The following is a 24917-nucleotide window of genomic DNA, read 5'->3' as shown; positions in this document are numbered from 1 at the left end:
TAGTCTCCTGTTGCACCCTTATGAGCAGTGCCGTTAACGAGAGCCGAGGCTCCCCTTCAGTTCCGAAAGCGCCGGGCGAAGCCTCTGTTGATTGCTTTCGAGAATTTCTGATGCTTTTTCTACATTGGCCGCGCCAGCCGCGAGCAGAATTGCCGACTTGACCGACCCGCCGCTCGCTTCGAGCAGCTTTGCTGCGTCGGTAATATCGCAGGCGCTAATCGCCGATACGATCCTCGCCGCCCGCTCGCGCAACTTGATGTTGTCGGCAGTGAGATTGACCATATAACCGTCATGCACGTGCCCGAGATGCACGGCCATCAATGTCGACAGGAGGTTGAGCGCGATCTTCTGGGCGGTGCCCGCCCCCATGCGGGTCGATCCCGCAACCATTTCCGGCGGCGTTTCCAGCGTGATAGCGACGTCCGCCCTCTGAAACAGCGGAACATCGGGATTGTTGGCGATCGAGATGATTTTGAGCCCACGCTTCTTCGCTTCGTCGATTGCGGCAAGCGCATAGGGTGTCGTACCACTGGCGGAGATCGCAATCAGGCAATCGCCCTGCCCAAGACCGGCTGCAGTAATGTCACTTGCCGCCTGGGTTGTGTCATCTTCGTATGTGCCCGCGAGACGGCTGAGACTGGAGACCCCGCCTGCCAGCAGGATGACAATGCGATCCGGGTCGATACCATAGGTCCCTGGCAATTCGAGCGCATCGGCCAGCGCCATCAGACCAGAGCTACCCGCGGCGGCATAGGCGAGACGCCCGCCGGCGCGAAGCGTATCGGCGGCCAGAAGAGCAGCCTTGGCAATGGAACTCGTGGCGCGCGCCACCGAAGCCGCCGCCTCGATCTGCGCATCGTGCAGCAAACGAAGAACATCTTCTGGCGATCGCTCGTCCAGTCCGGATGCCTTGTCGTTGCGCTGCTCGGTACGGGTTGTTCCCACTGCTCTCTCCTCGTTGCGATAATTAATGCCAAAAAAATACCACTTGTCCAGCAAATCTTAAAAAATTTCCGCAATGATTTTGAATTAGGTATTTTTATTCAATAAAATCAATGATACTGAGGAAAATCTGAAAAAGCATAAATTAACGCTTGGCTATTGGTATTTTATTGGTATTCTGTTTTTGGAGGATGATTGAACGTGACTTATCTCCTGGGCATTGATGGTGGTGGAACGGGCTGCAGGGCAGCACTGGCCGATATGAACGGCCAGGTTCTGGGCACCGGCAAGAGCGGTTCGGCCAATATCATGACCGACATGAATACAGCACGTCTCAACATTCTTGATGCCGCAGAGGCAGCCCTCGCTGACGCAAAGATTGATCCTTCGGCGATCGCCTCCATATCGGCAGTCCTTGGCCTTGCGGGTGCAAATGTCGGCGGCAATGGCGCACAACTGCAAGCCATGCTGCCGTTCAAAAATTCCCTTGTTTATTCCGACGGCGTGATCGCGCTTCAGGGCGCGCTCGGCGACCATGATGGAACCGTGGTCATCCTTGGCACCGGTTCAGCCTTTGTTACCCGGTCCGGAAACGAGATACGCTTCGCGGGGGGATGGGGCTTCAAGGTCAGCGATCTTGGCGGCGGTGCGCGGCTGGGCCGGGATCTGCTCGAAGAGGCACTGCTGGCCTATGACAGGTTCCACCCTGCCTCTCCCCTGACCGATGCGGTCATGGAAAGGTTCGGCGGTAATCCCCATCGCATAGTCCAGTTCGCTCATTCGGCACGTCCAAGCGATTTCGGTTCGTTTGCTCCGATGGTCTTTGAATATGCGGCACAAGAAGACGCTGTGGCGGATGCCATCCTGCGGAAAACGGTCGGCCAGATTGAAGAAGGACTCGATGCGATCATGGCGGGAACTCCAATGCGTCTTTCCTTATTGGGAGGCCTTGGTGCGCTCTATGGCCCGCTTCTGTCACAACGCTATCGGGCCAAATTGCAGACGCCTCTCAATGATGCGCTAACCGGAGCTGTCCAGTTGGCGGTTCGTCATTTTGCGTCAACATCCGTGGAGGCCATCCATGGCTGATGGTCTGATCGATATCCTGCCCTCGCTCAACGATGGCTCAGCCGTCGGCGGTCCGCTCTATGTGAAGCTGCAGCGGCTTATAGAGAATGCAGTACGTGACGGGCTGCTTCACCCCGGTGACGCCCTGCCGCCCGAACGCGAGCTTGCAGCCATGGCGGACATCTCCCGTGTTACCGTGCGCAAGGCGGTCCAGGGCTTGGTCAATAGCGGCCTGCTGGTACAGCGGCACGGGTCCGGCACATTCGTTGCACCACGTTCCGAGCGTGTCGAGCAATCGCTTTCGCATCTCACATCATTCACCGAAGACATGGCACGGCGGGGCATGATCGTCCGCTCGACCTGGCTCGACCGCGGCATCTATGCGCCTTCGCCGGAAGAAATGGTGACACTTGGCCTGTCGTCAGGCGAGAAGGTGGCGCGGATCAGCCGCCTGCGCGTCGCCAATGATACGCCGATGGCAATCGAACGGGCGGCTCTGTCAATTCACGTTTTGCCCAATCCGGAATTGGTCACGCTTTCGCTCTATGCCGTTCTGGCAGAAAGCGGCAATCGCCCCGTCAGGGCCATCCAGCGCATTTCAGCAGCCATCCTCAAAGAGAATGATGCTAAACTGCTCCAGGTTCCGGCCGGCTCTGCCAGCCTGAACATCGAGCGCATATCCTATCTGGAATCAGGAAAGGTGATCGAATTCACACGATCGATCTACCGGGCCGATGCCTATGAATTTGTCGCCGAACTGAAGCTTGGCGATTCTTCGGAAATATCAGGAGCAGTGCTTTGACGACCAAGACCACATTGATGCGGGAAGAAATCCTGTCCATTCCCGCTGTCACCGCGCGGTTTCTGGATGCCTCGCGTGACACGCTTGCCGCAGCCGGCGAGAAGTTGCGCGAGAAGAACCCACCCTTCCTGGCGTCGATCGCCCGAGGATCATCCGATCATGTCTGCGCGTTCCTGAAATATTCAAGCGAACTCACCGCCGGCATACCCGTCGCCTCGCTCGGCCCATCCGTGGCGTCGATCTATGGCGTGACGCTCAAACTTGGCAGTGCCGCAACGCTCTCCATCTCGCAATCGGGCAAGAGCCCCGACATTGTCAGCATGACGAAGGCAGCCAGCGAGAGCGGCGCGCTGACCATAGCCATCACCAATGTGATCAATTCCGATCTTGCCAATGCCAGTGACTTTCCGATCGATATCCTGGCCGGGCCCGAGCGCAGTGTCGCCGCGACCAAGTCCTTTGTCAGTTCGGCCGTTGCCGGTCTCGCGCTCATCGGCCATTGGACCGAAGACAAGAAACTGCTTGCCGCAATCGACGCGCTTCCTGCAGCCCTGGCCAAGGCCATCGATTGCGACTGGTCGCCCTTTGTCAGCGCGTTGAAGGACGAAAACTCGCTCTTTATCCTTGGACGCGGACCGTCGCTCGCCATTTCCAACGAGGTTGCCCTGAAATTCAAAGAAACCAGTGGCGTTCATGCGGAGTCCTACAGCGCCGCGGAAGTCATGCACGGACCGAAGGCCATTGTCGGCAAAGGCTTCCCTGTCCTGATTCTGGCCTCGCGCGATGCCGCGGAAGATTCGCTCGTCGATGCCGCAGATCGTCTTGCCGAGCAAGGCGCAGCGGTATTCCTCACATCGGCAAAGCCGTCGAAAGCAACGGCGCTGCCCTTCGTCGCAACGTCGCATCCCTTGACGGATCCGCTTGCATTGCTCGTTTCATTCTATGCGTTTGTGGAAGGCTTTGCCCGCAGCCGCGGATTGAACCCGGATGAACCGCCGCATTTGAGAAAAGTGACTGAGACGATATGAGTACCGCTTACGCACTCACCGGTGCCGAAATATTCGACGGCGAAAACTGGCATGCAGATTCAGCCCTGATTATCGATGGCGGCGTCGTTAAGAATATCGCGGCGGCATCGGCCCTGCCCGGTAATATTCGCAAGGTTGAGTTGAAGGGCGGCATGCTCGTGCCCGGATTCATCGATGTCCAGGTCAATGGCGGCGGCGGCGTGCTTCTGAACGATGGCCCGAGTGTCGAGGCTATCCGCACCATATGCGACGCACATTTTGCCTTTGGCACGACCGCCCTGCTGCCAACCCTGATTACCGATACGCCGGAGATAACGGCGGCGGCGCTGACTGCCGGCAAGGCTGCGGCCCAGGAAAAGGTTGCAGGCTTCATCGGCCTCCACATCGAGGGTCCGCATCTGTCGGTAACGCACAAGGGCACGCATGATCCAAAACTGATCCGCCCGATGGACGATGCGGATCTCGTTGCCCTTATCGAGGCGGTGCAGGAACTGCCGGTTCTTCTCACGACAATAGCGCCGGAGACAGTCCCCATAGACAAGATCAGGGCGTTGGCCGACGCCGGAGTGATCGTCAGCCTCGGCCACAGCGGTGCCTCCTACGAAGTTGCGATGGCAGCCAAAGATGCGGGTGCCACCATGGCGACACATCTGTTCAACGCGATGAGCCAGCTTGGGCATCGCACTCCCGGCATGGTCGGAGCGGTTTTGCAATCGGGCGAACTGTCCGCGGGCCTGATTGCCGACGGCTTTCATGTCGACAAGGCCTCGATGGCTATTGCGCTGCGTGCCAAGCGGGGGCCGGCAAAGATTTTCCTCGTGACGGACGCCATGTCGACCATAGGCACGGACATTACCTCTTTCACGCTGAATGGCCGCAAGATCACACGTGCCGGTGGCCGTTTGACGCTGGAAGATGGCACGCTTGCCGGCGCCGATCTCGACATGATCTCCGCCGTGCGCTTCGTCCACCGCGAACTGGGGCTCCCGCTCGACGAAGCATTGCGCATGGCCTCGCTCTATCCGGCACAGAGCATCCGCATCGATCATCACTATGGCCGGCTGACGGCGGATTACGTCGCCAACATCGTCCATCTCGATGACAAGCTCGATGTCAATCACGTCTGGATCGACGGAGACTCGCACTACGCGCGTTGACGCCGCGAACCGATTGGCCATACTCATCAACGTCAACCAGCCGGAGAATGAGAATGGCCAAGGACGCCCTGATCGTCATTGACGTGCAGAATGATTTCTGCCCGGGTGGAGCGCTTGGCGTGGATGGCGGCGACGAGATCGTTCCGATCATCAACAAGCTCATCATGCGCTTCGACCATGTCATCCTTACCCAGGATTGGCATTCCGCCGGGCATTCCAGCTTTGCGTCGTCGCATCCCGGCAATGCCCCCTTTGAAACGATCATGATGCCCTATGGCGAGCAGACGCTATGGCCGGACCACTGTATCCGGGGAACCGCAGGCGCTGACTTCCATCACGATCTGCAATGGACCAAGGCTGAACTGGTGATCCGCAAGGGCTTCAGGCCGCACGTCGACAGCTATTCGGCCTTCTTCGAAAACGACCACACGACCCCTACCGGCCTCGCCGGTTATCTCCGTGAGCGTGAAATCACCAACGTGACCTTCGCCGGTCTCGCGACGGACTATTGCGTAGCCTATTCCGCGCTGGACGCGATAGAAAACGGATTTGCCGCCGATGTGCTTCTCGACGCATGCCGGGGTATCAACCTCGGTGGTTCGCTGGCCGCGATGATAACAAAAATGCGCAAGGCTGGCGTCACATTGGTCTAACAATCCGAATTACATGGCGCAAAATTGAACAGCTGAGCATTTTTTCCACAGGCTTGAACCGAGGTATTGGTCCAAAGTCATAAAGCTGTTGTTTCTCTGTCACATAATGGAGATACTGCCCTCAAGCGCACTTCAGATGACGCCTTATCATGGGAGATTGAAATGACTTATCGCGGTACACGCTTAAGCCTTGCTCTTGGCATTATTCTCGCTTCATCCACCTCATCCTTTGCCGTCACCGAAATCAGTTGGTGGCATGCAATGACCGGCGCCAACAACGAAGTCGTTGAGACGCTGGCAAAGGAATTCAATGCGAGTCAGAGCGAATACAAGGTGGTTCCGGTATTCAAGGGTACCTATCCGGAAGCACTGAATGCCGGCATTGCCGCATTCCGTGCCAAGCAGGCCCCTGATATCCTCCAGGTTTTCGATGCCGGTACGGGCGTCATGATGGGCGCTGAGGGCGCGGTCAAGCCGGTTGCCGACATCCTGTCGATGGGTGGCGCAAAGTTCGACAAGAGCCTCTATTTGCCCGGCATCGTTTCGTATTATTCGAAGCCAGACGGCACGATGCTGTCCTTCCCGTATAACAGCTCGTCGCCGATCCTTTACTACAACAAGGACATCTTCAAGAAGGCCGGCCTTGACGAAAACAACCCGCCAAAGACATGGCCGGAAGTCTGGGACGCTGCAAAGAAGATCAAGACCAGCGGCGCCGCCAAATGCGGCTACACTTCCGCTTGGCTGACCTGGATTCACACGGAAAATTTTGCCGCCTGGAACGACGTTCCCTTCGGTTCAAATGAAAATGGTATTGCCGGTGTCGACGTTGAGCTGAAGATCAACGCACCGCTCTTCGTCAAGCACTTCCAGGAACTGGCGGATCTCGCCAAGGATGGCACGTTCCGATATGGCGGACGCACTTCGGAAGCCAAGCCGTTGTTCCTTTCGGGTGAATGCGGCATCTACAATGATTCATCGGGCGGGCTTGGTGATGTGGTCAAATCGGGGATGAATTACGGAACTGGTCCGTTGCCCTATGATCCGGAAGCCAAGGGTGCGCCACAGAACACGATACCGGGCGGCGCCAGCCTCTGGGTCTTTGCCGGCAAGAGCGATGAGCAATACAAAGGCGTCGCTGCCTTCTTCGGCTTCCTGTCCAAGACCGACATCCAGGCACGCCTGCACCAGGTTTCGGGTTATCTGCCGGTAACGCTGGCTGCCTATGAGGAAACCAAGAAATCCGGCTTCTATGACAAGAACCCTGCCCGGGAAATTCCGATCAAGCAGATGATGGGCAAGGCTCCAACCGAAAACTCCAAGGGCGTTCGCCTCGTAAACCTCCCGCAGGTTCGCGACATCGAGAACGAGGAGTTCGAGAACATGCTGGCAGGTAAGCAGACGGCCCAGCAGGCTCTCGACAATGCCGTCAAGCGCGGCAACGCTGCGATAAAGCAGGCCATCGGCCAGTAATTATCCCCTCATGATCGCCCTGTCCGTACACGCTACGGACAGGGTAATTTTTCACACGAGGCATGCATGGCATCGTCAACACGCGTCACTTTTCCAAACAAGTTTTTGCCCTATCTGCTGCTGGCACCGCAGCTCGCCATTACTGCGATTTTCTTTTACTGGCCCGCATCGCAGGCTATCTATCAATCGGTGCTGCGCGAGGACCCCTTCGGGCTGTCGACGCAATTTGTCGGCCTCAACAATTTCAGGCGCGTCCTGGGCGATCCGAACTACCTGAACTCGCTGCAGGTCACGGTGATTTTCTCCATAGCGACAGCACTTATAGCAATGGTGCTCGCTTTGCTCCTCGCAGTCATGGCCGACAAGGTTGTCCGCGGCAAAGGCATCTACCGCACGCTGCTGATCTGGCCCTATGCGGTTGCACCGGCTATCGCCGGCATGCTCTGGCTCTTCCTGTTCAATCCGTCGATGGGTACGCTGGCCTATCTCGTCCGAACGGCAGGATATAATTGGGACCCCCTGCTCAACGGCGATCAGGCCATGGTGCTCGTCGTTTCAGCCGCAGCCTGGAAACAGATCAGCTACAATTTCCTCTTCTTCGTCGCGGGTCTGCAGTCGATTCCCAAATCGCTGATCGAAGCCGCCGCCATCGATGGCGCAGGTGAGACAAAACGTTTCTGGACCATCGTCTTTCCGCTGCTGGCGCCGACAACGTTCTTCCTGCTGGTCGTGAACACGGTCTATGCCTTCTTCGACACGTTCGGCATCATTCACGCGGTCACTGGCGGCGGCCCCGGCAAGGCGACGGAAACGCTGGTCTACAAGGTTTACAATGATGGTTTCGTCAATCTGATCCTTGGCGACTCGGCAGCGCAATCGGTGATCCTGATGGTCATCGTCATCGGCTTGACGGCGATCCAGTTCCGCTATGTCGAGCGCAAAGTCCATTACGGCTGAGGGCGGAACATGATCCAGAACAATCCCATCGGCCGCCTCGTTGCCCATATCATACTGATCATCGGCATTCTGGTCGTGGCTTTCCCGATCTATTACACCTTCGTCGCCTCGACGCAGTCGCTGCAGGAAATAATGCATCCCCCGCTGTCGCTGCTGCCCGGCAGCCATTTCTGGGAGAACTATTCAGCAGCACTCTTCGGCGGTGTCGGCCGTATTGGCGGTGTCGGCGTCGACCGCCTTCTCTTTAACACGGTGGTCATGGCGCTCGCCATTGCCGTCGGCAAGATCGTCATCTCGATCCTGTCGGCCTATGCGATCGTCTTCTTCCGCTTTCCTGGCCGTATGGTTTTCTTCTGGCTGATCTTCATCACGCTGATGCTGCCGGTCGAAGTACGCATCCTGCCAACCTACAAAGTGATGGTCGATCTCGGCCTGATCGATACCTATACGGGGCTAACGCTGCCGCTGATGGCATCGGCCACGGCAACGCTGCTGTTCCGGCAGTTCTTCATGACAATCCCCGGCGAGCTCGTCGAAGCCGCACGCGTCGATGGCGCAGGACCGTGGCGCTTCTTCAAGGACATCCTCCTTCCGCTATCCAAGACCAATATTGCAGCGCTGTTCGTGATCCTCTTCATCTATGGCTGGACCCAGTATCTCTGGCCGCTGCTGATGACCAACCGCAACGACATGACGACGATCGTCATTGGTCTGCGCAAAATGATTTCCTTCGCCGATGCCGATACGGAATGGCATCTGGTGATGGTCACCTGCATTCTCGCCATTCTTCCCCCGATCCTCGTTGTCGTTCTGATGCAACGCTGGTTCGTGCGCGGACTGGTCGAAACGGAGAAATGATACCGAAATGGCAAGCGTAGAACTCACCAATGTCCGCAAGGTCTATGGAAGCTCAGTCGAAGCGGTCAAAGGCGTCAACATTGCCATTGAGGATGGCGCGCTTTGCGTGCTCGTTGGTCCTTCCGGCTGCGGGAAATCGACTTTGCTCAGAATGATCGCGGGTCTCGAATCCATTACCGATGGAACGGTCAAGATCGACAATGCGGTGGTCAATAATCTTGGACCGGCCGAGCGCGACATCGCCATGGTGTTCCAGAATTATGCGCTCTACCCGCATATGAAAGTCTACGACAACATGGCCTACGGCCTGCGCAATCGCGGCATGCCAAAAGACCAGATCGACAAGCGCGTGAAAGACGCCGCGCAAATACTTGAATTGACTCACCTTCTGGAGCGCCGCCCTAAGGAACTTTCTGGCGGGCAGCGCCAGCGCGTCGCGATGGGCCGTGCCATTGTCCGAAGCCCGAAAGTGTTTCTCTTCGATGAACCGTTGTCCAATCTCGATGCCAAGCTGCGCGGGCAAATGCGCGTCGAGATCAAGAACCTGCAGCGCCAGCTGGGCGTGACCAGCGTCTACGTGACCCATGATCAGCTCGAGGCGATGACACTGGCAGATACACTTGTCGTGATGAATGCCGGCTCGGTCGAACAGATCGGCGCGCCGCTCGATATCTACGAGAGGCCGGCGAGCACCTTCGTTGCCAGCTTCATCGGTGCCCCGCCAATGAACCTCGTCCATGTCACGGCAGACAGCACCGGGCTCATCCTGAAGGACGGGACACGCATTGGTGCGGAAGGCCTGGCCGTGCCGGCTGCCGGTGCGGTGATCGGCTTTCGTCCAGAAGATCTGGAAATCGCCGCCGGAAGCGAAACGCATATTGGCGGTTTGCTCCTGGACATCCAGGTGCTGGGCGTCGAGCCGGTCGGCGCGGAAAGCTATGTCTACGGCATTGTCGGCGGTGAGCGGGTCGTCGTTCGGGTGGCCGGACGTTCGATTTCACAGACCGGCGACCATTTGCGGGTGATCATCCCGAAGGAAAAGCTGCATCTGTTTGGTGCAGACGGAAAACGGGTTTAGGGGCGCGCAGCTTATTAGCGCAAATTTGATGAAGGCTTATCTCTCCCCTTTGTGGGAGAGAAAGGATTTTCTTGGATTTAGGTCTTGCTAAATCCTTAGAAAATCCAAGAGAGGGGATCAGTCGGGGATTTGAAATCCCCTCCTTGCGATTTCTAGCACTTAGCAAGAGCTAAGATGCTGAAATCGCGTTCTCCCCCACAAGGGGGGAGATATTCGGCCTTACCAGCTAGGAACAGCGGCACCCTTGTACTTGTCGAGGATGAACTGCTTCACCGGATCCGAATGGTAGGATTCGATCAGCGTCTTGACCCACGGCTTGTCCTTGTCGGCCGTGCGAACAGCAATCAGGTTGATGTACGGAGCCTTCTCGCCTTCCTTGAGGATTGTACCATTCATCGGATCAAGGCCGGCCTCGAGGGCATAATTGGTGTTGATCGCCGCAGCATCCACGTCGTCGATCGAACGTGGCAGCTGCGCGGCATCGAGTTCGACGAACTTGAAGTTCTTCTTGTTTTCGGTGATGTCGGCAGTCGTGACCTTGAGGCCAACGCCATCCTTCAATTTGATTGCACCTTTGTCTGCGAGGATGAGCAACGCGCGGCCGCCATTGGTCGGATCGTTCGGAATCGCGATGGTAGCTCCATCCGCCAACTCATCGAAACTCTTCACTTTTTTCGAATAGACGCCCATCGGAAAATTGACGGTGTAGGCGACATCGACCAGGTCGAACTTGCGGTCGGCAATCTGGTTGTCCAGGTAGGGCTTGTGCTGAAAGGAATTGGCATCGAGCTCGCCATCATTCAGCGCCTGGTTCGGCACGACATAGTCCGAGAATTCGAAGATCTCGATATCGAGTCCCTTGGGCTTGGCAACTTCCTTGACCTTTTCCAGGATCTGCGCGTGCTCACCTGGCGTGACACCGATCTTGATTGTTTCGGCCAGGGCGCCGGTCGCGCTCAGGATTGCCGCCAATGTGGCGGTGACAAGGATTTTCTTCAGCATTTCAAACTCCTGTTTTATGAAGAACTCAACGGGGACGGCTGCGCTTGTCGAACTGCCGGGCCAGCCTGTCGCCGGCGCTCTGCACGAGTTGCACAAGCACGATCAGCACCACGACGACTATGGCCATGACATCGGGCATGAAGCGCTGGTAGCCATAGCGAATGCCAAGGTCACCAAGACCGCCGCCGCCGATCGCGCCAACCATGGCCGCATAGCCAATCAGGCTGACGACCGTCAGGGTCAGGGCCGAAGCGATGCCAGGCCGCGCCTCGGCAAGCAGAACCTTGAACACGATCTGGATCGGGCTTGCACCCATGGCCCGCGCCGCTTCGGTAAGACCGGGATCCACCTCGCGGATTGCCGTCTCCACCAGTCGCGCTACGAAGGGAATGGTCGCGATCGTCAATGGCACGATCGCAGCTGTCGTGCCTATCGATGTTCCGGCGACAAGGCGCGTGAACGGAATGATAGCCACGACCAGGATGATGAACGGGGTCGAGCGCGTCGCATTGACGATGGCGCCGAGCACCTTGTTCACCCAAGGCGCAGGAAAGAGTTCGCCCCGGCCGCTTGTTGCCAGGAACACACCGAGCGGTATGCCGAAAAGCGAACCGATAAGTCCAGCCACGGCAACCATGTAGAGCGTCTGTCCGGTAGCTTTCAGAAGAAGCGCGAGAATATCAGCTGACATAACCGACCACCTCCGATGACAAGCCGTGACTAGAGAGAAACTGCTGCGCTTGCGCGATCTTTGCCTCATCGGCACGCAGCGAAACCACGAGCATTCCGAAGGGACGCCCGGCGATCTCGTCAACGGCGCCAGCCAGAATATTGACCTCGATGCCAAGATCGCTGCCAAGCCGGGCAAGCATCGGCTCCGTCGCTTTCTCGCCCTTGAAGATGACGCGGAGAATGGTCCGGAAACCTGGCCCCGGCTGTTCCGACATGCGGCTGGTCAAAAACTCCGGCAGATGCATACCCGCAAGCCCGCCGAGCAACGCCCGCGTCGTCTCATGCGCATGGCCGGTAAAGACGTCGAACGTAGGTCCCTGCTCGACAATGCGACCGCCGTCGATCACCGCCACATGATCGGCAATGGTCTTCACCACCTCCATCTCATGGGTGATCAGAAGCACAGTCAGACCCAGCTCCTTGTTGATCGTCCTGAGCAGGGCAAGGATCGAGCGCGTCGTTTCCGGATCGAGCGCCGATGTCGCCTCATCTGAAAGCAAGAGCTTTGGCTCGGTGGCCAGTGCACGGGCAATGCCAATGCGCTGTTTTTGCCCGCCGGAAAGTTCGGAAGGATAGCGATCGCGCTTGTCAGATAGGCCAACGAGTTCGAGCAGCGGCGTAACGCGCTTTTCGATCGACTGTTTGCCAACGCCTGCAATTTCCAGCGGCAGCGCGATATTGTCGAAAGCTGTGCGCGAAGAGAGCAGATTGAAATGCTGGAAGATCATTCCGATCGAGCGGCGTACAGCACGCAGGCTTTTCTCATCCAGGCCGGCAACATCCACACCGTCGACCAGAACACGTCCTGAGCTTGGCTTCTCCAGCCCGTTGACCAGCCGGATCAGCGTGGATTTGCCAGCGCCCGACCGGCCGATGATACCTGTCACCGAACCACGAGGAACGATAAGGTTGATATCGTCCAGCGCCACCACTTCCGCGCTGGTGCGGCCCGCCGCAAAGCGTTTGGAAACGCCTTCGAATGCAACCATGGGATTGGCCGTCTTCTGGACGGCCGGTTCGTCATTCGCAGCTACATCAAGCGGGCTCTTTGCCCTGTTTTTCACAATCGCCATATTCATTTGCGGTGCTCGCACATCCGCCCTGTTGTCTTTTTGCGACCGTCTATACAGACCATCCACGATTTTCGATAGACCTTGACGACAGGCATGAACATTTCAACGCAGTTTGGGGTGACAATTTTGAGTGAGGACAAGCGTTCCCACCGGCAAGCCAACTTAGGCAATGCCTTCGCAAACGGACACGCAGGGCATTCCATATTTCCGTGGATTCTGAAAACGCTATTCCAAAACAACCGCTTACATCGCCGGATTCAACCCTGCGTTCGTTGTGCAACACCTCAAACCACGCGATGAATTTGGCGAGCACGCAAGTGCAATCAAGTATTGACGGCAGAAGCAGAAAGCACCGTGCCAGCCGGTGCATCGGGAAGATTGGCCTCCCGACCCAGGCAAAGGCCTTGCCGTCAAAGCTGGAGGTGAACAATGCGGCGTCTGCCGTTTTGCATCACACTAGAAATGAAAAGAACCCGGACTGGCTGGACGCTGGTAATCCGGGTTCGATTCAACTTCTAGAAAACAAGGGTGGGTGAAAGCCCACTCCTCACTCCAGAAGTATATTGTACGTTGCGCGGAAATCCAAGCAACCTCAGATTTCAGATTGGCTACCGGCCAGATTTAACAGTTAGGCTTAAGCGGCGCGATACCGGTCGAGCCAATGGGCATAGGGCGCCGGAAGAACCCAGGCCGGGTTTTCAACGCCAAGCTCCTTGGCAGCCTTGTACGGCCAATGCGGATCATTGAGAAGCGGCCGCGCCAGCATGACGAGATCGACCGAGCCGTCGCGCACCAGCCCATCTGCTTGCTGCGGCGTGCTGATATACCAAGATGTGGAGGCTGGAAGACCGGCTTCGCGGCGCACACGGGCTGCAATCGGACCAAGGAAAGCCGGCCCCCAGGGAATGTTCGCCTTGCCGAGCGAAAAGCCCATGCTCACATCGATGAAATCGAGCCCGTTTGCCTTCATCTGTCTGACGAGTTCGATCGCCTCGCTGAGCGTCGCTTCATCATTGCCGTCGAATTCGATGACACCGAGCCGAGCCGCCAGGGGAAAGTTTTCCGGCCACACGGCACGGACTGCCCGCAAGGTCTCGAGAATGAACCGGCTGCGGTTTTCGAAGCTGCCGCCATATTCATCGGTACGATGGTTGGAATGTTTCGACAGGAAGCTCTGTGCCAGATAGCCGTGAGCGAAATGCAGCTCCAGCCATTGAAAGCCGCTTGCAAGCGCGCGTTTCGCGCTATCAACGAATGCCTGCTTGACGCGATCGATGTCAGCCTTGGTCATTTCGTGTGGAACCTTCGACAGACCTCCGCCATAGGCAATGGCCGATGGCGCGATGGTCTCCCAGCCGCGCGGATCATCGGCTGCAATGTGATCGTCACCTTCCCACGGCCGATTGGCGCTGGCTTTGCGTCCGGCATGGCCGATCTGGATCCCCGGCACTGCGCCGGCGTTCTTGATGACCTGTACTGACGGCGCCAAAGCGTGAGCCTGTTCGTCGTTCCACAGGCCCAGGCAACCGGGAGTGATGCGGCCTTCCGGCGAAACGCCGGTTGCCTCGACAACCAACAGGCCTGCCCCGCCACGCGCCAACGCACCAAGATGCACGCGATGCCAGTCATTGATAACACCATCATGTGCCGAGTACTGGCACATGGGGGACACCGCGATCCGGTTGCGTAATGTCACGTCCTTCAGGGTGAAGGGTTCGAAGAGAGAGGCCATATGCTATTGCTCCAATTTTTTATCACGAAGACGATTGTCTTTTGTCATTTTTCTATATTTCGATAATATTCGAACAATAGCAATACACAAAATTTTGTGCTAGCGTCTGCATATGAGAGAGTATCGCCATCCCCCCGTCTCCGAGATACAACTTGAGTCGGTCTTATACGCCTTGAGTGATCCGGTCCGCCTGTCGATCGTCCGCCAGTTGGCGCGTGAGGGCGAGGCAACATGCGCCGCGCTCGACGGCGGACGACCGAAATCCAGCATGTCACATCATTTCCGCGTTTTGCGCGAGTCAGGTATCGTGAAAACCCGAAATGACGGCACGTCTCGCATGAATGAGCTGCGCAGGAGCGATCTCGAATCAGCTTTTCCGGGCCTGCTGACAGCAATTCTTGCTACTCCGGGCTGAATGCTGGGCGGTGCAGCTCTCAAATCGGCACCATTTACATGCAGTTGTCGGGTGAACCGCTGCCTTTTGCAAAATCCGCCGGCTCGATCCTCAATTTAGCCTGAATTGCTTCAAAGCGCGTGCGGACCCGTCCCTATTGAACAAATTTCAAAATTTCAGCCCACTATCAAAAATATATCTTGATAGAAAATCGCATAATTTTAAACATTACTATCAGATGTACCGAAATCTACTTTTTTTACATTTATAACTAGATAAAATTGTATTGATTATCGCCATTTATTAGCGCCAGCTGAAAAAAACATCTTTACCGGAGCGAACCGGGCGGGCATAAAGACATTGGTAACTATTACAAAAAATGTTAAGTATATTAACCAATGCCGAACGTAAAAAAACTAACATGGGGAAACGATGAACTCACCTGCCTGAGGTCTTTGCGTGCGATTGTCCAACTTTCATACCTTTGACGCGATCCGATCCATGTTCGGAATGCGTGGGGCCATAAACCCGGCGGTCAAGCGCCGTGTTTATGCCGAACAGATGGACGTAGCACTCAGATTGGCGCCTTTTACCGTCCTCGTGGCAATGTGCGTGGTGTTTGTCGTTGCTTTTGTCTTTTGGGATCTCGGGCCGCGCCTCTATCTAGCAGGTGTTGCAACACTGGTTGCCCTCATGACTGCTGGCTCGCTCCTTGCATGCTGGCAATGGTACAAGGTGCCAAAGGTCAAGGAACTCAGTTTCGATGCGATCAAATATCTGATCATCGTTTCGTCGCTCTACGGCATTTGTCTTGCCAGTATTCCCTTGATGCTGTTTCTCGACGCAGACGCTTATCATCGGCTTCTGATCGCCTGTACGGCTGCCGGATTGATGGCGACCGGCATCGGCGTTGCGGTTGTTCCGCTCGCTGCCATCGCCTATTCGGGTACGATCATCACTGGATCGTTCTTTGCCCTTGCCTCGACAGGAGAGGATTTCTTCCTCTTCATAGCCATCCTGCTGGCGTTCTATGCTCTCTTCATTTTGTTCACCATTGTCCACATGAGCAATCTCATTGTCATGCGCACACTGGATCAGATCAAGGTCGAGCAGCAGAAAGAGGTCATCAGCCTTCTGCTGTATGATTTCGAAGAAAATGCCAGCGACTGGATCTGGGAAACCGATGCTGATCTCAAACTTCAGCATACTTCCCCGCGTTTGGCGCAGATTGCCGCGAAGACGACCAAAGAGCTGCAGGGCATGCCCTTCGCGCAACTGTTCAAGATCGATCAGTCACATGCGGAGGAAGCCGTCAGGGTAGGCTCCATCTGGCAAGCCATCGAGAACCGCACCACGTTCCGCAACCACATCCTGCCAGTTAACATCAAGGGTGAAACCCGCTGGTGGTCGCTGACCGGCAAGGCCATCTTTGACAATGCCGGCCAGTTCGTCGGTTACCGTGGTGTTGGCTCGGATGTGACGGCAGCGAAGCAGTCGGACGACCAGCTGTCCTATCTTGCCCGCTATGACGTGCTGACCGACCTGCCAAACCGCACGCTGTTCACTGACCAGCTCGGCCAAGCGACCAAGGATCTTGAGAAGGGCCTTCGCAGCTTTGCTGTCTTCTGTATCGATCTTGATGAGTTCAAGACGGTCAACGACAGCTTTGGTCACGGGATCGGCGACCAATTGCTCAAACAAGTGGCGGAGCGCCTTCGGAATTCTTCCCCCGCAACTTACGTCGTTGCCCGCCTGTCTGGCGACGAATTTGCAATTCTGGCGCGCGGTGCCGACCAGGCTGCTGCGACAGAACTCGCTGAGCAATTGGTCCAGAGCATTTCGCAGCCATTCTGGATTGACGGCATCCAGATCAACATCCACATCAGTGTCGGCATCGCGATTGCCCCGACCGATAGCGTCAACGACATCATGCGCTGCGCCGATCTCGCCCTCTATCGCACCAAGAACGAAGGCCGCAACAGCTTCCGTTTCTACGAAGTCGAAATGGATGCGCGTATCGAGGCCAAACGCGCGCTTGCCATGGATCTGCGCGGCGCATTGGCCCGGGGAGAATTCATCCTGCACTTCCAGCCCATCGTCTCGGCGCAGAGCCTGAAGACAGTCGGCTTCGAGACCCTGCTCCGCTGGAAACATCCAGTGCACGGCTTTATCTCGCCCACGATCTTCATTCCGATCGCCGAGGAAACCGGCAATATCATCCCGCTTGGCGAATGGATCATCCAGGAAGCGTGCCGCATTGCTGTCTCATGGCCGCAAGACATTCATGTTGCGATCAACATATCGGCAATCCAGTTCCGGCACTCCGACCTTGCGTCGATTGTTCGGGAGGCTCTGACCAAGAACAAGCTCAAGCCAAACCGCCTGGAACTCGAAATCACCGAGTCCGTCTTCCTCGAAGCCAACGTCGCGGCGATTTCACTGCTGCGCCAGTTCCGCGCCATGGGCGTCAGCATTGCGCTCGATGATTTCGGTACTGGCTATTCCAGCTTGAGCTACCTGCGCAAAATGCCTTTCGACAAGATCAAGATCGACCAGTCCTTCGTCCGCGATCTTCCCCACAACAGGGGAAGCCTTGCGATTATCCGCGCGGTGATGGGTCTGGGAGCCAGCATGGGCATGAAGATCACCGCCGAGGGTGTCGAGACGCGCGAACAGCTTGCCTGTCTCCAGAAGGAAGGTTGCGATCAGGTCCAGGGCTTCCTTTTCAGTCCTGCCGAGCCTGTCGAGAAAACCTTCGAACTCCTGGCCTTCGACCGCGATCGCTACCAGGTCGCAAGCTAAAGCAAATTTTGTTTACACGGGTCAGATCTGTTTCTCGGATGGCGAGACGATGCCGCCTGACAACATCGATGGCCGCCAGCCGCAAACCCCCAAGGGCCGGGTGAATTCGCCAGAGCAACTCCAAATAGACAAAACTCGCTCTAGGATCTGGGAAATCAAGCCTGGCGCTTGGCCACATCCTCGATCTTCGGGCGAAATTCCGGTGACAGGCGAGAGTCTTTAGGCCAATAGGCAAGGAAACCTTTGATCACCTCGCCCGGAATATCGAGCGGATTATAGTGTTCCCGGTCAACGAACATCAGTGACTGCTCGCCGTGCCCCAGCAATCCTTGCGTAGCGCTGTGGATTTCATGCTGCAGGGTCACGAATTTGCGGTTGTGACGTGCAATCTTGATGCGCACGGTGATCTGTTCGAACTCCTTCGACTCGCGACGGTAATCATGGGTAAAGGAGCGCGTAAGGATATAGAACCGCGTGGTGGCCAAATCGAAGTCCGGCATACAGACGTTGAAGAACAATTCCCGCGCCTTGCCTACCCAACGGACGTAATTGGCAAAATAGACGTTTCCGACCGAGTTGGTGTCGTCATAGGTCGGCACGAGCTGCATTACAAACCACTCGCCGTCGAAGCCATGCGATGGCGTAATCTCGTCGCTTCCCTGTACACCTGTGAGAGGCGACGGCGACATCATGCGAATGGGCTGATCGACGATCTCCACAGGAATGGCTTTTGTACGCGGTCCGATCAGTTCGATGATGACCGGCAAGGCGCCGATCAAGCCAATGAACGGCGCGATAAAGAGGAAGCCTGGTATGGGCTGAATGTAGCCGATCACGAATATCAGCGCTGAACCACATCCGATCAGGAAACTCAGAACCGGATCAAATTTCGGCTTCGCCCCCAAGGCCTCACCGACCAGATTCGCCGACGCACTGATAAACAATGTCGCAAACGGCATCATGAAGTACATCAGCGAAAAATTTGCCGGTACCGCTGTAAAAGCAACCCACGCAGCGCCGATCAAGAGCCACAGCGGCGATGAGGCAACGCTGTCAGGGATCAGGGCCAAAAGCGGGCTGTTGCTGCGCAAATTCTTGCCCTTGAGAAACCAGGAGGTTGCGCAGTAGAAGCTGTCGACCGTCGAGGCCAGAGCAATGACAGTCCAGATAACAAAGGCAACAGCCAAGTACGACTGACCATTTTCCGCAGCAAGCACAGTCGCCGCAGACACGGCCCCCTGAGCGCTGGGCAAGCCATCGATGGAAAGAATGCTGCCGATCGGGCCAACGGCCGAAGCCGTCAAGGCATTGAGATAGAGAAAGCCGAAAAAGAGAAGCGCGCCGGCGCCATAGGCCAGACCGACATTGCCGCCTTCCCGCTTGATGGTAACTGCCCGTTGCCAGTGTTGAATGTCGAGCCAGGGTCCCAGGAGAAAGCCGATCAGGGTTGGCATGATGAGGCCGTAGAAGCGACTGTCGAACTGCTGGAGCGGAACGCCCGGATAATTCGATGTCTGTCGCAATCCAACGAGCAGGACGATTCCGGCGGCAACGCCAATCACCGTATAGACAATGTGCAGCAATTTGATCTGCTGCAACGACAGCGCGTGACCGATGGCGCAGGCGAACAAAAGCAGCAGGGCGACACCAAGCGCCGAACCCTCGCCAACGATCGGCTGCCAGAGATAGGCCACAAATCCGAAGATCGTCACGACCAGGGCAGCCATCTGGAACAGCAGGAATACACCCGCGTAACGTCCCTCAATATCCTTTATGATCTGGTCTGGCGGACGCTTGCTCCGCCCCAAAATATAACCGAATAGCCACAAACCGCCGACATTGGCGATCGCAAACCCGAAGAAACCAAGCCACCCATAGGTCAGTGTGACATGGATCGAATAAAAGAATCCCAATCCCCACAACCAGGATAAGCCTATTGTTGGCGCCCACAAAAGATTTCGCACGACCGTCATGACTATCCAGCTTTTCAAGATACGCTGACCTGCAGCATCATACTTTAGTCGATGTTATTCGCTGAAATAAGTCAATGATTTGCGTTTCATGCGGGCTGAAGAATTCGATATTTTTGCTTAACGTCAGCCTCCCGCAACGGCCACGACAGCCTATTTCGCAAAATCACCCCAGACGCTCAGCCTGCCGCGGCCGTTGCGCTTAGACTCATAGAGAGCGCTGTCTGCAAAGTTCAAAATATTGTCCGGTCCGTCGATTATCGTGCGATTCGCGTCTTCGAGGACGGCCATGCCAATGCTGACCGAAATTATCCCGGTCGGACTGCCACTGTGCTCGAGCTGCATCGCAGAAACTGTATCGAGCATCTGAGCGGCGGTTGCAGAGGCTTGCTCTGTCGTAACGCCGGACAAGAGCGCCGCAAATTCCTCACCGCCGAAGCGGGCAATTGACCCACCGCTTTGCTTGATAACTTTGTTCAAGGCTCGCCCCACCTGCACCAGGCACTTGTCTCCGGCCAGATGCCCGTAGAAATCATTGTAGGCTTTGAAATGATCGATATCGATCATCAGGACGGCGAGCGTCTGTGCGTGTTCGGCGGCATCGACAAACTCGCGTTTCAACAAATGGTTGAATTTCCGCCGGTTCGGCAGATTGGTCAGATGATCGCGTTCCGACAGCTTCCGCAGCTTGCGGTTCGCCTCAAGCAGTTTCTGTTCCAACTCCAGTCGCAGCTGAACAGTGGTCGAGAGTTGTTCCTCGACATGTTTCTGCATGCTGATATCGACGCTCGTCGCAAGAAGCCGCAATGGCGCGCCGTCAGGGCCGTATTCGACGATCTTGCCACGGCTCAATATCCAGGCATCACCGCCTCCCCCACGGGGAACGCGGTAAACCGCTTCAAAGTGTGGCTTGCGACCACTGACGGCGTCCTCAAATGCCTGAACGGCATTGGCCTTGTCGTCAGGGTGAACAATATCCCAGGCAACACTTTCGGTTTCGGCGCCGTTCGGATCAAGGCCAAGCAGCACTCTGTACTGCGGCGAGCGCCAGACGCGCATCGTCGCAATGTCCAAATCCCATATCCACTGGCCAGCGCTTTCGAGCGCATAGGATGTCCGCTGTTCCGTGTCGTGCAGCTTCTGCGCAATTCGTTTTACGTTCGAAATGTTGGTATAGGCGACGGAGATGCCGGCGATCTCGCCCAGATCATTTGTGACGGGCGCAGCTGAGACCATAAAGGTCTCCTCTGAACGCTGGATCTCCTGATCGGGAATTGGTGCGCCAGCCAAAGCGGCTCGGAGGCTGTTGCGCAAGAGAGCTGCGTGTTCGGGTAGAATGTCTTCGACGGAATGGCCGACTGCCTTCTCGCTGGTGATACCGAACATGCGCGAAAGCTGATCATTGATTGTAACAAAAGTGCCATTGCGATTGAGGTAGCACAGCCCGACCGGAACCTTGTCGTAAACCGCCTCGATTTGCAGCAGACGATCGGCACCGCGCTCATTCTGGGTATCGAACGGTGATTGTCGCGATTTACTGATTGGCATCACCCGGCTTCCGCTGAACTGCGGAAGGATTGCACCGCAGTCTAGCTACATTGGCGAGCGAAGAGCTAAATCGTCAAGATAAATACTCCGAGCTGAGGTTAATTATTCGTCACGAGGCAGGCGGGTCTGGCGCCGCGCCGCGACGGCCACTACATTGATCGGGTTGTTCGCGATAACCCGGGAGGCATTCTTGTCGGACGATCACCAGCATAGCGGCGCGCGTGAGCACGACCACCCGATCGACTGGCGTGAGCATGGCGTCAAGGTCATTCCCGGCGACTCGCTTGATCCGAATACGGCCCAGACACCGGGCATGAACCGGGCGGCTGCGATCAATCGCGCCCGGGCAGGCGCGGAGAAAATCTGGGCGGGGACGGTGGTCATTCACCCCAACGCCAAGACGGGCGCGCATCACCACGGCGATCTCGAAAGCATCATTTATGTTGTGAAAGGCCGGGCACGCATGCGCTGGGGCGAGAAGCTCGAATATGTTGCGGAAGCCGGACCCGGCGATTTTATTTTCGTTCCTCCCTATGTGCCGCATCAGGAGATCAATGCCAGTCCCGACGAAGCACTGGAATGCGTGCTGGTTCGCTCTGGCCAGGAACCGGTTGTTGTCAATCTCGATATCGAACCGGCGGAAAAGCCGGAAGGGGTCCTATGGAAGGATCCCATCCATCGTTGAGCCGCAACCCCTACCCTTTTGACGCACGTTGCAGCTTTTCAAAACGCTTGATCAGGCGATCACGTTTCAGTTTAGACAAGCGGTATATCCAGAAGAGACCATCCAGTTGATCGATTTCATGCTGCAGGCAGATGGACAGTAGACCGGTCGCTTCCTCGGTCTGCAACGCACCTGAAAGATCCTGGTAGCGGACACGGACCGAGGAAGACCGCTCTATCTCATCCGAAACCCCCGGCATTGAAACACTGCCTTCTTCGTGCCGGACAATCTCGGCTGAAGCCCACTCGATTTCGGGATTGATATAGAACCGAGCCTCCTTGTCCTGGTCGAGCTCGATGACAACAAGCCGTTTCAGGACGCCAATATGCGGTGCGGTGATACCAATTCCAGGAGCACCCCGCATCGTCGCCAGCAGATCTTGGGCCAAAATCCGCACGTCGTCCCCGAACTCGGTGACAGGCTCGGCATGCAATCGCAGAGCGGGATGCGGAAACCTCAGGATTGTGCGGATCGTCATGAACCTGCTCCGATGCTGTGCGTGGCACATCGGCAACGCCAGTCCGAGCTCTTGCCTCAAACCGTGCCCCCAACGCAAGCTTCCTTTACAAGCAGCGCCACGACCGATAATCGACAAGGGAATTATGTGGTCCATTCCGGACAATCGGATTGACCCAACGAGGCAAATGGATGTCCTCCAGCGAGACCAAAATCAAACAGCAGGTTCTGCCAAGAGGCGCGTTGGTCATGACGCTCCTGGCATTGGCGACGATGATTGTCTCCTTCGTCATCATGATGGGCATCACCAATATTTCGCCCACGCAGCAGACGACACAGTTCATTATTGCCGCCAATGCCGTTTCGATCCTGGTGCTGATCTATCTGTCCTATGCCACGCTCAGGAAGCTCTTCCTGTTCAAGAGCAAGGATAAGAACCGGGACCTGCACACCAACATCACGATCATCTTTGCGTTGATCGCGTCGATCCCTTCGATCATCGTTGCCCTCTTTTCACTCATCGTCCTCGATAACAGATTGAATTCATGGATCAATCCGGAGAACAACCAGATTATCGACATGTCGATCAAGGCGGCGCAATCCTACACGGAGGACAATGCGCAGAGCCTTCTGACGACAACGCTTTCCATGGTTATCGATCTCGATCAGCGACGGATGCTCTATAGTCTCGACCGCGGCGCCTTTGCGGATTGGCTGACCTATGATGCCGGGCGCAATAATCTGCTCGGTGCGTCGCTGGTCAAGTCCACCGGTGAAGTTGTCGTCGGCGCCGAACTCTTCAACGATCACACGCTTCCCGCCGTGCCTCTGGAGGCATTGAAGGGCGCCGCGGGCGACAAGCCCGTGCTGATACCGCCCGGCGCCACCAACCTTGTCGGCGCAGTGATCAAGACCCAGGCACTACCGGATTTGTACCTCTACACGATCCGCGCGGTTGATTCTTCGGCGCTGGATAACATGCGCGTCATGAACGACAACAACATCGAGTATCAATCGCTGGCAAGCAACAGGTCCAACACGCAAATTGCCTATGCTCTGCTTTATATCGAACTGACGCTGCTGCTTTTGCTGACAGCCGTGTGGACAGGTATAGCCGTCGCCAATCGCGTCGTTCAGCCCATTCGCCTGTTGATTGGCGCAGCGGAAGACGTTGCCACCGGCAATTTTGACGTTTCGGTGCCTGTGCGCGGGTCGGATGGCGACATTGGCTCGCTGTCTCTCACGTTCAACAATATGGTCGAGCAGTTGAAAACCCAGCACAGCGACCTGATTTCTGCAAAGGACGAGATCGACGAGCGCAGGCGGTTTACCGAAGCAGTCTTGTCGGGCGTGACGGCAGGTGTGATCAGCGTCAATGCGCAAGGTCACATTGCCGGCCTCAACCGGCCGGCTGAATCCATGTTATCGATCGACAGCCAGCAAGCGATCGGCAAGGGTCTGACCCAGCTCCTGCCGGAAATCGGCGCGGTCTTCGAAGCCGCGCGGGAAAATGGCCGGTCTTCCAGTCGCAAACAGATCAACATCACGCGCGGTGGTGTTGCGCGCTCCTTCAATGTCCAGATCACGCGCGAAGACGCCGACACAAAAAACACATCCTATGTGGTAACCGTCGACGACATTACTGACCTGGTGGCCGCTCACCGCTCATCCGCATGGGCCGACGTCGCCAGACGCATCGCGCATGAGATCAAGAACCCGCTGACGCCGATCCAGCTTTCCGCCGAACGTATCCGCCGCCGTTACGGCAAGGTCATTGTCGAGGATCGCGAGGTCTTCGACCAGTGTACCGAAACCATTATCCGGCAAGTCGGTGACATTGGCCGCATGGTGGATGAATTCTCCGAGTTCGCCCGCATGCCCAAGCCGCAACTGGCAGCAACCGATATTCGCGATGTGCTGCGCGACGCGTCCTTCCTGGTCGAGATCAGCAATAGTCAAATCCAGTTCGAACATGACTTTGCCAACGAACCGCTTATCGGCAACTTCGACAACCGCATGCTTGGCCAGGCCTTTGGCAACATCATCAAGAACGCCTCGGAATCCATTGATGCAGTGCTTCAGACCGGTGTGATCGACAAGGGGTATATCCTTGTTCGCGCGGCGAGTGCCGATTCATCCGTAATTGTCGAAGTTCTCGACAACGGCAAGGGACTACCCGCTGAAAACCGGCATCAACTACTCGAACCCTATGTGACAACGCGCGAAAAGGGCACTGGCCTTGGCCTCGCAATCGTCAAGAAAATCGTCGAGGATCATGGCGGGCATATCGAGATGCTGGACGCTCCGGTGAGCTTTCACGGCGGTCGCGGCGCCACGGTTCGAATGATTTTTCCGAAACTCGTCGATCCGGTTCCGAGCTAGGCTCAAAACCACTTCTTTCCTTTCACTCAATATCAAAATGTGATGAGCGGAACGTTGCAGATAATTGAGGGACTAACCTGAAAGTG

The 24917-nt window shown here is 56.5% G+C and carries 21 protein-coding genes; 13 read left to right on the top strand and 8 right to left on the bottom strand.

All coding sequences use genetic code 11. From position 1 onward, the window contains the following. Positions 1–33: 33 nt before the first annotated feature. On the bottom strand, positions 34–945 hold the full coding sequence (locus tag BLM14_RS04645) for an N-acetylmuramic acid 6-phosphate etherase (RefSeq protein ID WP_099998310.1): 912 nt from the start codon (positions 943–945) through the stop codon (positions 34–36). Between the two features lie 198 nt (positions 946–1143). On the opposite strand from BLM14_RS04645, the gene BLM14_RS04640 reads away from it, so the two are divergent. The 9 genes from BLM14_RS04640 (at position 1144) to ugpC (ending at position 10016) form a co-directional block, all read left to right on the top strand. Beyond that, positions 1144–2031 carry a glucosamine kinase nucleotide-binding domain-containing protein gene (locus BLM14_RS04640; RefSeq protein WP_100001034.1) on the top strand — a complete coding sequence of 296 codons (888 nt, stop codon included), beginning with the start codon at positions 1144–1146 and terminating at the stop codon, positions 2029–2031. Next, complete coding sequence (locus tag BLM14_RS04635) at positions 2024–2812, top strand: GntR family transcriptional regulator (protein WP_099998309.1); 789 nt, start codon at positions 2024–2026, stop codon at positions 2810–2812. The genes BLM14_RS04640 and BLM14_RS04635 overlap by 8 nt, the downstream gene beginning before the upstream one ends. A 17-nt stretch (positions 2813–2829) precedes the next feature. After that, a complete protein-coding gene (locus BLM14_RS04630; RefSeq protein ID WP_100001033.1) occupies positions 2830–3840 on the top strand; it encodes an SIS domain-containing protein in 1011 nt (336 codons plus the stop codon). Next, positions 3837–4997 (top strand): N-acetylglucosamine-6-phosphate deacetylase, encoded by a 1161-nt coding sequence (nagA, locus tag BLM14_RS04625; protein ID WP_099998308.1) that lies wholly within the window; start codon positions 3837–3839, stop codon positions 4995–4997. Before BLM14_RS04630 ends, nagA begins: the two co-directional genes overlap by 4 nt. A gap of 53 nt (positions 4998–5050) precedes the next feature. After that, entirely contained in the window at positions 5051–5650 is a 600-nt protein-coding gene (pncA, locus tag BLM14_RS04620; RefSeq protein ID WP_099998307.1) for a bifunctional nicotinamidase/pyrazinamidase, read from the top strand. 162 nt (positions 5651–5812) lie between these two features. After that, positions 5813–7123: a sn-glycerol-3-phosphate ABC transporter substrate-binding protein UgpB gene (gene ugpB, locus BLM14_RS04615; RefSeq protein WP_099998306.1), complete on the top strand. Its 1311-nt coding sequence runs from the start codon at positions 5813–5815 to the stop codon at positions 7121–7123. Between the two features lie 66 nt (positions 7124–7189). Then, complete coding sequence (gene ugpA, locus BLM14_RS04610) at positions 7190–8080, top strand: sn-glycerol-3-phosphate ABC transporter permease UgpA (protein ID WP_099998305.1); 891 nt, start codon at positions 7190–7192, stop codon at positions 8078–8080. Between the two features lie 9 nt (positions 8081–8089). After that, complete coding sequence (gene ugpE, locus BLM14_RS04605; RefSeq protein WP_099998304.1) at positions 8090–8938, top strand: sn-glycerol-3-phosphate ABC transporter permease UgpE; 849 nt, start codon at positions 8090–8092, stop codon at positions 8936–8938. Positions 8939–8945: 7 nt separating this feature from the next. Further along, positions 8946–10016, top strand: coding sequence for a sn-glycerol-3-phosphate ABC transporter ATP-binding protein UgpC (ugpC, locus tag BLM14_RS04600; protein WP_099998303.1), 1071 nt, complete (start codon positions 8946–8948; stop codon positions 10014–10016). Between the two features lie 219 nt (positions 10017–10235). Here ugpC and BLM14_RS04595 read toward each other — a convergent pair whose 3' ends face one another. From BLM14_RS04595 to BLM14_RS04575, 4 genes are all read right to left on the bottom strand, one after another. Next, a complete protein-coding gene (locus BLM14_RS04595) occupies positions 10236–11015 on the bottom strand; it encodes a MetQ/NlpA family ABC transporter substrate-binding protein (protein ID WP_100001032.1) in 780 nt (259 codons plus the stop codon). A 28-nt stretch (positions 11016–11043) separates the two neighbouring features. Then, positions 11044–11709, bottom strand: coding sequence for a methionine ABC transporter permease (locus BLM14_RS04590; RefSeq protein WP_099998302.1), 666 nt, complete (start codon positions 11707–11709; stop codon positions 11044–11046). Then, a complete protein-coding gene (locus BLM14_RS04585) occupies positions 11699–12739 on the bottom strand; it encodes a methionine ABC transporter ATP-binding protein (RefSeq protein ID WP_162293188.1) in 1041 nt (346 codons plus the stop codon). The genes BLM14_RS04590 and BLM14_RS04585 overlap by 11 nt, the downstream gene beginning before the upstream one ends. Positions 12740–13457: 718 nt before the next feature. Continuing rightward, entirely contained in the window at positions 13458–14555 is a 1098-nt protein-coding gene (locus BLM14_RS04575; RefSeq protein WP_099998299.1) for an NADH:flavin oxidoreductase/NADH oxidase, read from the bottom strand. A 172-nt stretch (positions 14556–14727) separates the two neighbouring features. Here BLM14_RS04575 and BLM14_RS04570 point away from each other — a divergent pair, with 172 nt between their 5' ends. Beyond that, on the top strand, positions 14728–14970 hold the full coding sequence (locus tag BLM14_RS04570) for an ArsR/SmtB family transcription factor (protein WP_237143461.1): 243 nt from the start codon (positions 14728–14730) through the stop codon (positions 14968–14970). Positions 14971–15450: 480 nt separating this feature from the next. Continuing rightward, positions 15451–17751, top strand: a complete 2301-nt coding sequence (locus BLM14_RS04565) for a putative bifunctional diguanylate cyclase/phosphodiesterase (protein WP_237143460.1) — start codon at positions 15451–15453, stop codon at positions 17749–17751. A gap of 155 nt (positions 17752–17906) precedes the next feature. Here the strand turns inward: BLM14_RS04565 and BLM14_RS04560 are convergent, their stop codons facing one another. Together BLM14_RS04560 and BLM14_RS04555 are read right to left on the bottom strand one after the other, a co-directional pair. After that, positions 17907–19664, bottom strand: a complete 1758-nt coding sequence (locus BLM14_RS04560) for an acyl-CoA thioesterase (RefSeq protein ID WP_237143459.1) — start codon at positions 19662–19664, stop codon at positions 17907–17909. A gap of 210 nt (positions 19665–19874) precedes the next feature. After that, positions 19875–21269, bottom strand: a complete 1395-nt coding sequence (locus BLM14_RS04555; RefSeq protein ID WP_099998295.1) for a sensor domain-containing diguanylate cyclase — start codon at positions 21267–21269, stop codon at positions 19875–19877. A gap of 190 nt (positions 21270–21459) precedes the next feature. Here BLM14_RS04555 and BLM14_RS04550 point away from each other — a divergent pair, with 190 nt between their 5' ends. After that, on the top strand, positions 21460–21954 hold the full coding sequence (locus tag BLM14_RS04550; protein WP_099998294.1) for a cupin domain-containing protein: 495 nt from the start codon (positions 21460–21462) through the stop codon (positions 21952–21954). 10 nt (positions 21955–21964) lie between these two features. On the opposite strand, the gene BLM14_RS04545 is transcribed toward BLM14_RS04550, so the two are convergent. Continuing rightward, positions 21965–22471 (bottom strand): peptide deformylase, encoded by a 507-nt coding sequence (locus BLM14_RS04545; RefSeq protein ID WP_099998293.1) that lies wholly within the window; start codon positions 22469–22471, stop codon positions 21965–21967. 170 nt (positions 22472–22641) lie between these two features. Here BLM14_RS04545 and BLM14_RS04540 point away from each other — a divergent pair, with 170 nt between their 5' ends. Then, positions 22642–24831, top strand: coding sequence for a sensor histidine kinase (locus BLM14_RS04540; RefSeq protein WP_099998292.1), 2190 nt, complete (start codon positions 22642–22644; stop codon positions 24829–24831). Positions 24832–24917 lie beyond the last annotated feature (86 nt).

It is taken from the genome of Phyllobacterium zundukense, assembly GCF_002764115.1.
GTDB lineage: Bacteria > Pseudomonadota > Alphaproteobacteria > Rhizobiales > Rhizobiaceae > Phyllobacterium > Phyllobacterium zundukense.
This window is presented reverse-complemented; position numbering and strand designations above follow the sequence as displayed.

Bases quoted from the DNA above. Each gene is read 5' to 3' on its own strand.
- BLM14_RS04635 (WP_099998309.1), top strand. From the start codon at position 2,024: ATGGCTGATGGTCTGATCGATATCCTGCCCTCGCTCAACGATGGCTCA.
- BLM14_RS04630 (WP_100001033.1), top strand. From the start codon at position 2,830: ATGCGGGAAGAAATCCTGTCCATTCCCGCTGTCACCGCGCGGTTTCTG.
- nagA (WP_099998308.1), top strand. From the start codon at position 3,837: ATGAGTACCGCTTACGCACTCACCGGTGCCGAAATATTCGACGGCGAA.
- pncA (WP_099998307.1), top strand. From the start codon at position 5,051: ATGGCCAAGGACGCCCTGATCGTCATTGACGTGCAGAATGATTTCTGC.
- ugpB (WP_099998306.1), top strand. From the start codon at position 5,813: ATGACTTATCGCGGTACACGCTTAAGCCTTGCTCTTGGCATTATTCTC.
- ugpA (WP_099998305.1), top strand. From the start codon at position 7,190: ATGGCATCGTCAACACGCGTCACTTTTCCAAACAAGTTTTTGCCCTAT.
- ugpE (WP_099998304.1), top strand. From the start codon at position 8,090: ATGATCCAGAACAATCCCATCGGCCGCCTCGTTGCCCATATCATACTG.
- ugpC (WP_099998303.1), top strand. From the start codon at position 8,946: ATGGCAAGCGTAGAACTCACCAATGTCCGCAAGGTCTATGGAAGCTCA.
- BLM14_RS04590 (WP_099998302.1), bottom strand. From the start codon at position 11,709: ATGTCAGCTGATATTCTCGCGCTTCTTCTGAAAGCTACCGGACAGACG.
- BLM14_RS04585 (WP_162293188.1), bottom strand. From the start codon at position 12,739: ATGGTTGCATTCGAAGGCGTTTCCAAACGCTTTGCGGCGGGCCGCACC.
- BLM14_RS04575 (WP_099998299.1), bottom strand. From the start codon at position 14,555: ATGGCCTCTCTCTTCGAACCCTTCACCCTGAAGGACGTGACATTACGC.
- BLM14_RS04565 (WP_237143460.1), top strand. From the start codon at position 15,451: ATGTTCGGAATGCGTGGGGCCATAAACCCGGCGGTCAAGCGCCGTGTT.
- BLM14_RS04555 (WP_099998295.1), bottom strand. From the start codon at position 21,269: ATGCCAATCAGTAAATCGCGACAATCACCGTTCGATACCCAGAATGAG.
- BLM14_RS04545 (WP_099998293.1), bottom strand. From the start codon at position 22,471: ATGACGATCCGCACAATCCTGAGGTTTCCGCATCCCGCTCTGCGATTG.
- BLM14_RS04540 (WP_099998292.1), top strand. From the start codon at position 22,642: ATGTCCTCCAGCGAGACCAAAATCAAACAGCAGGTTCTGCCAAGAGGC.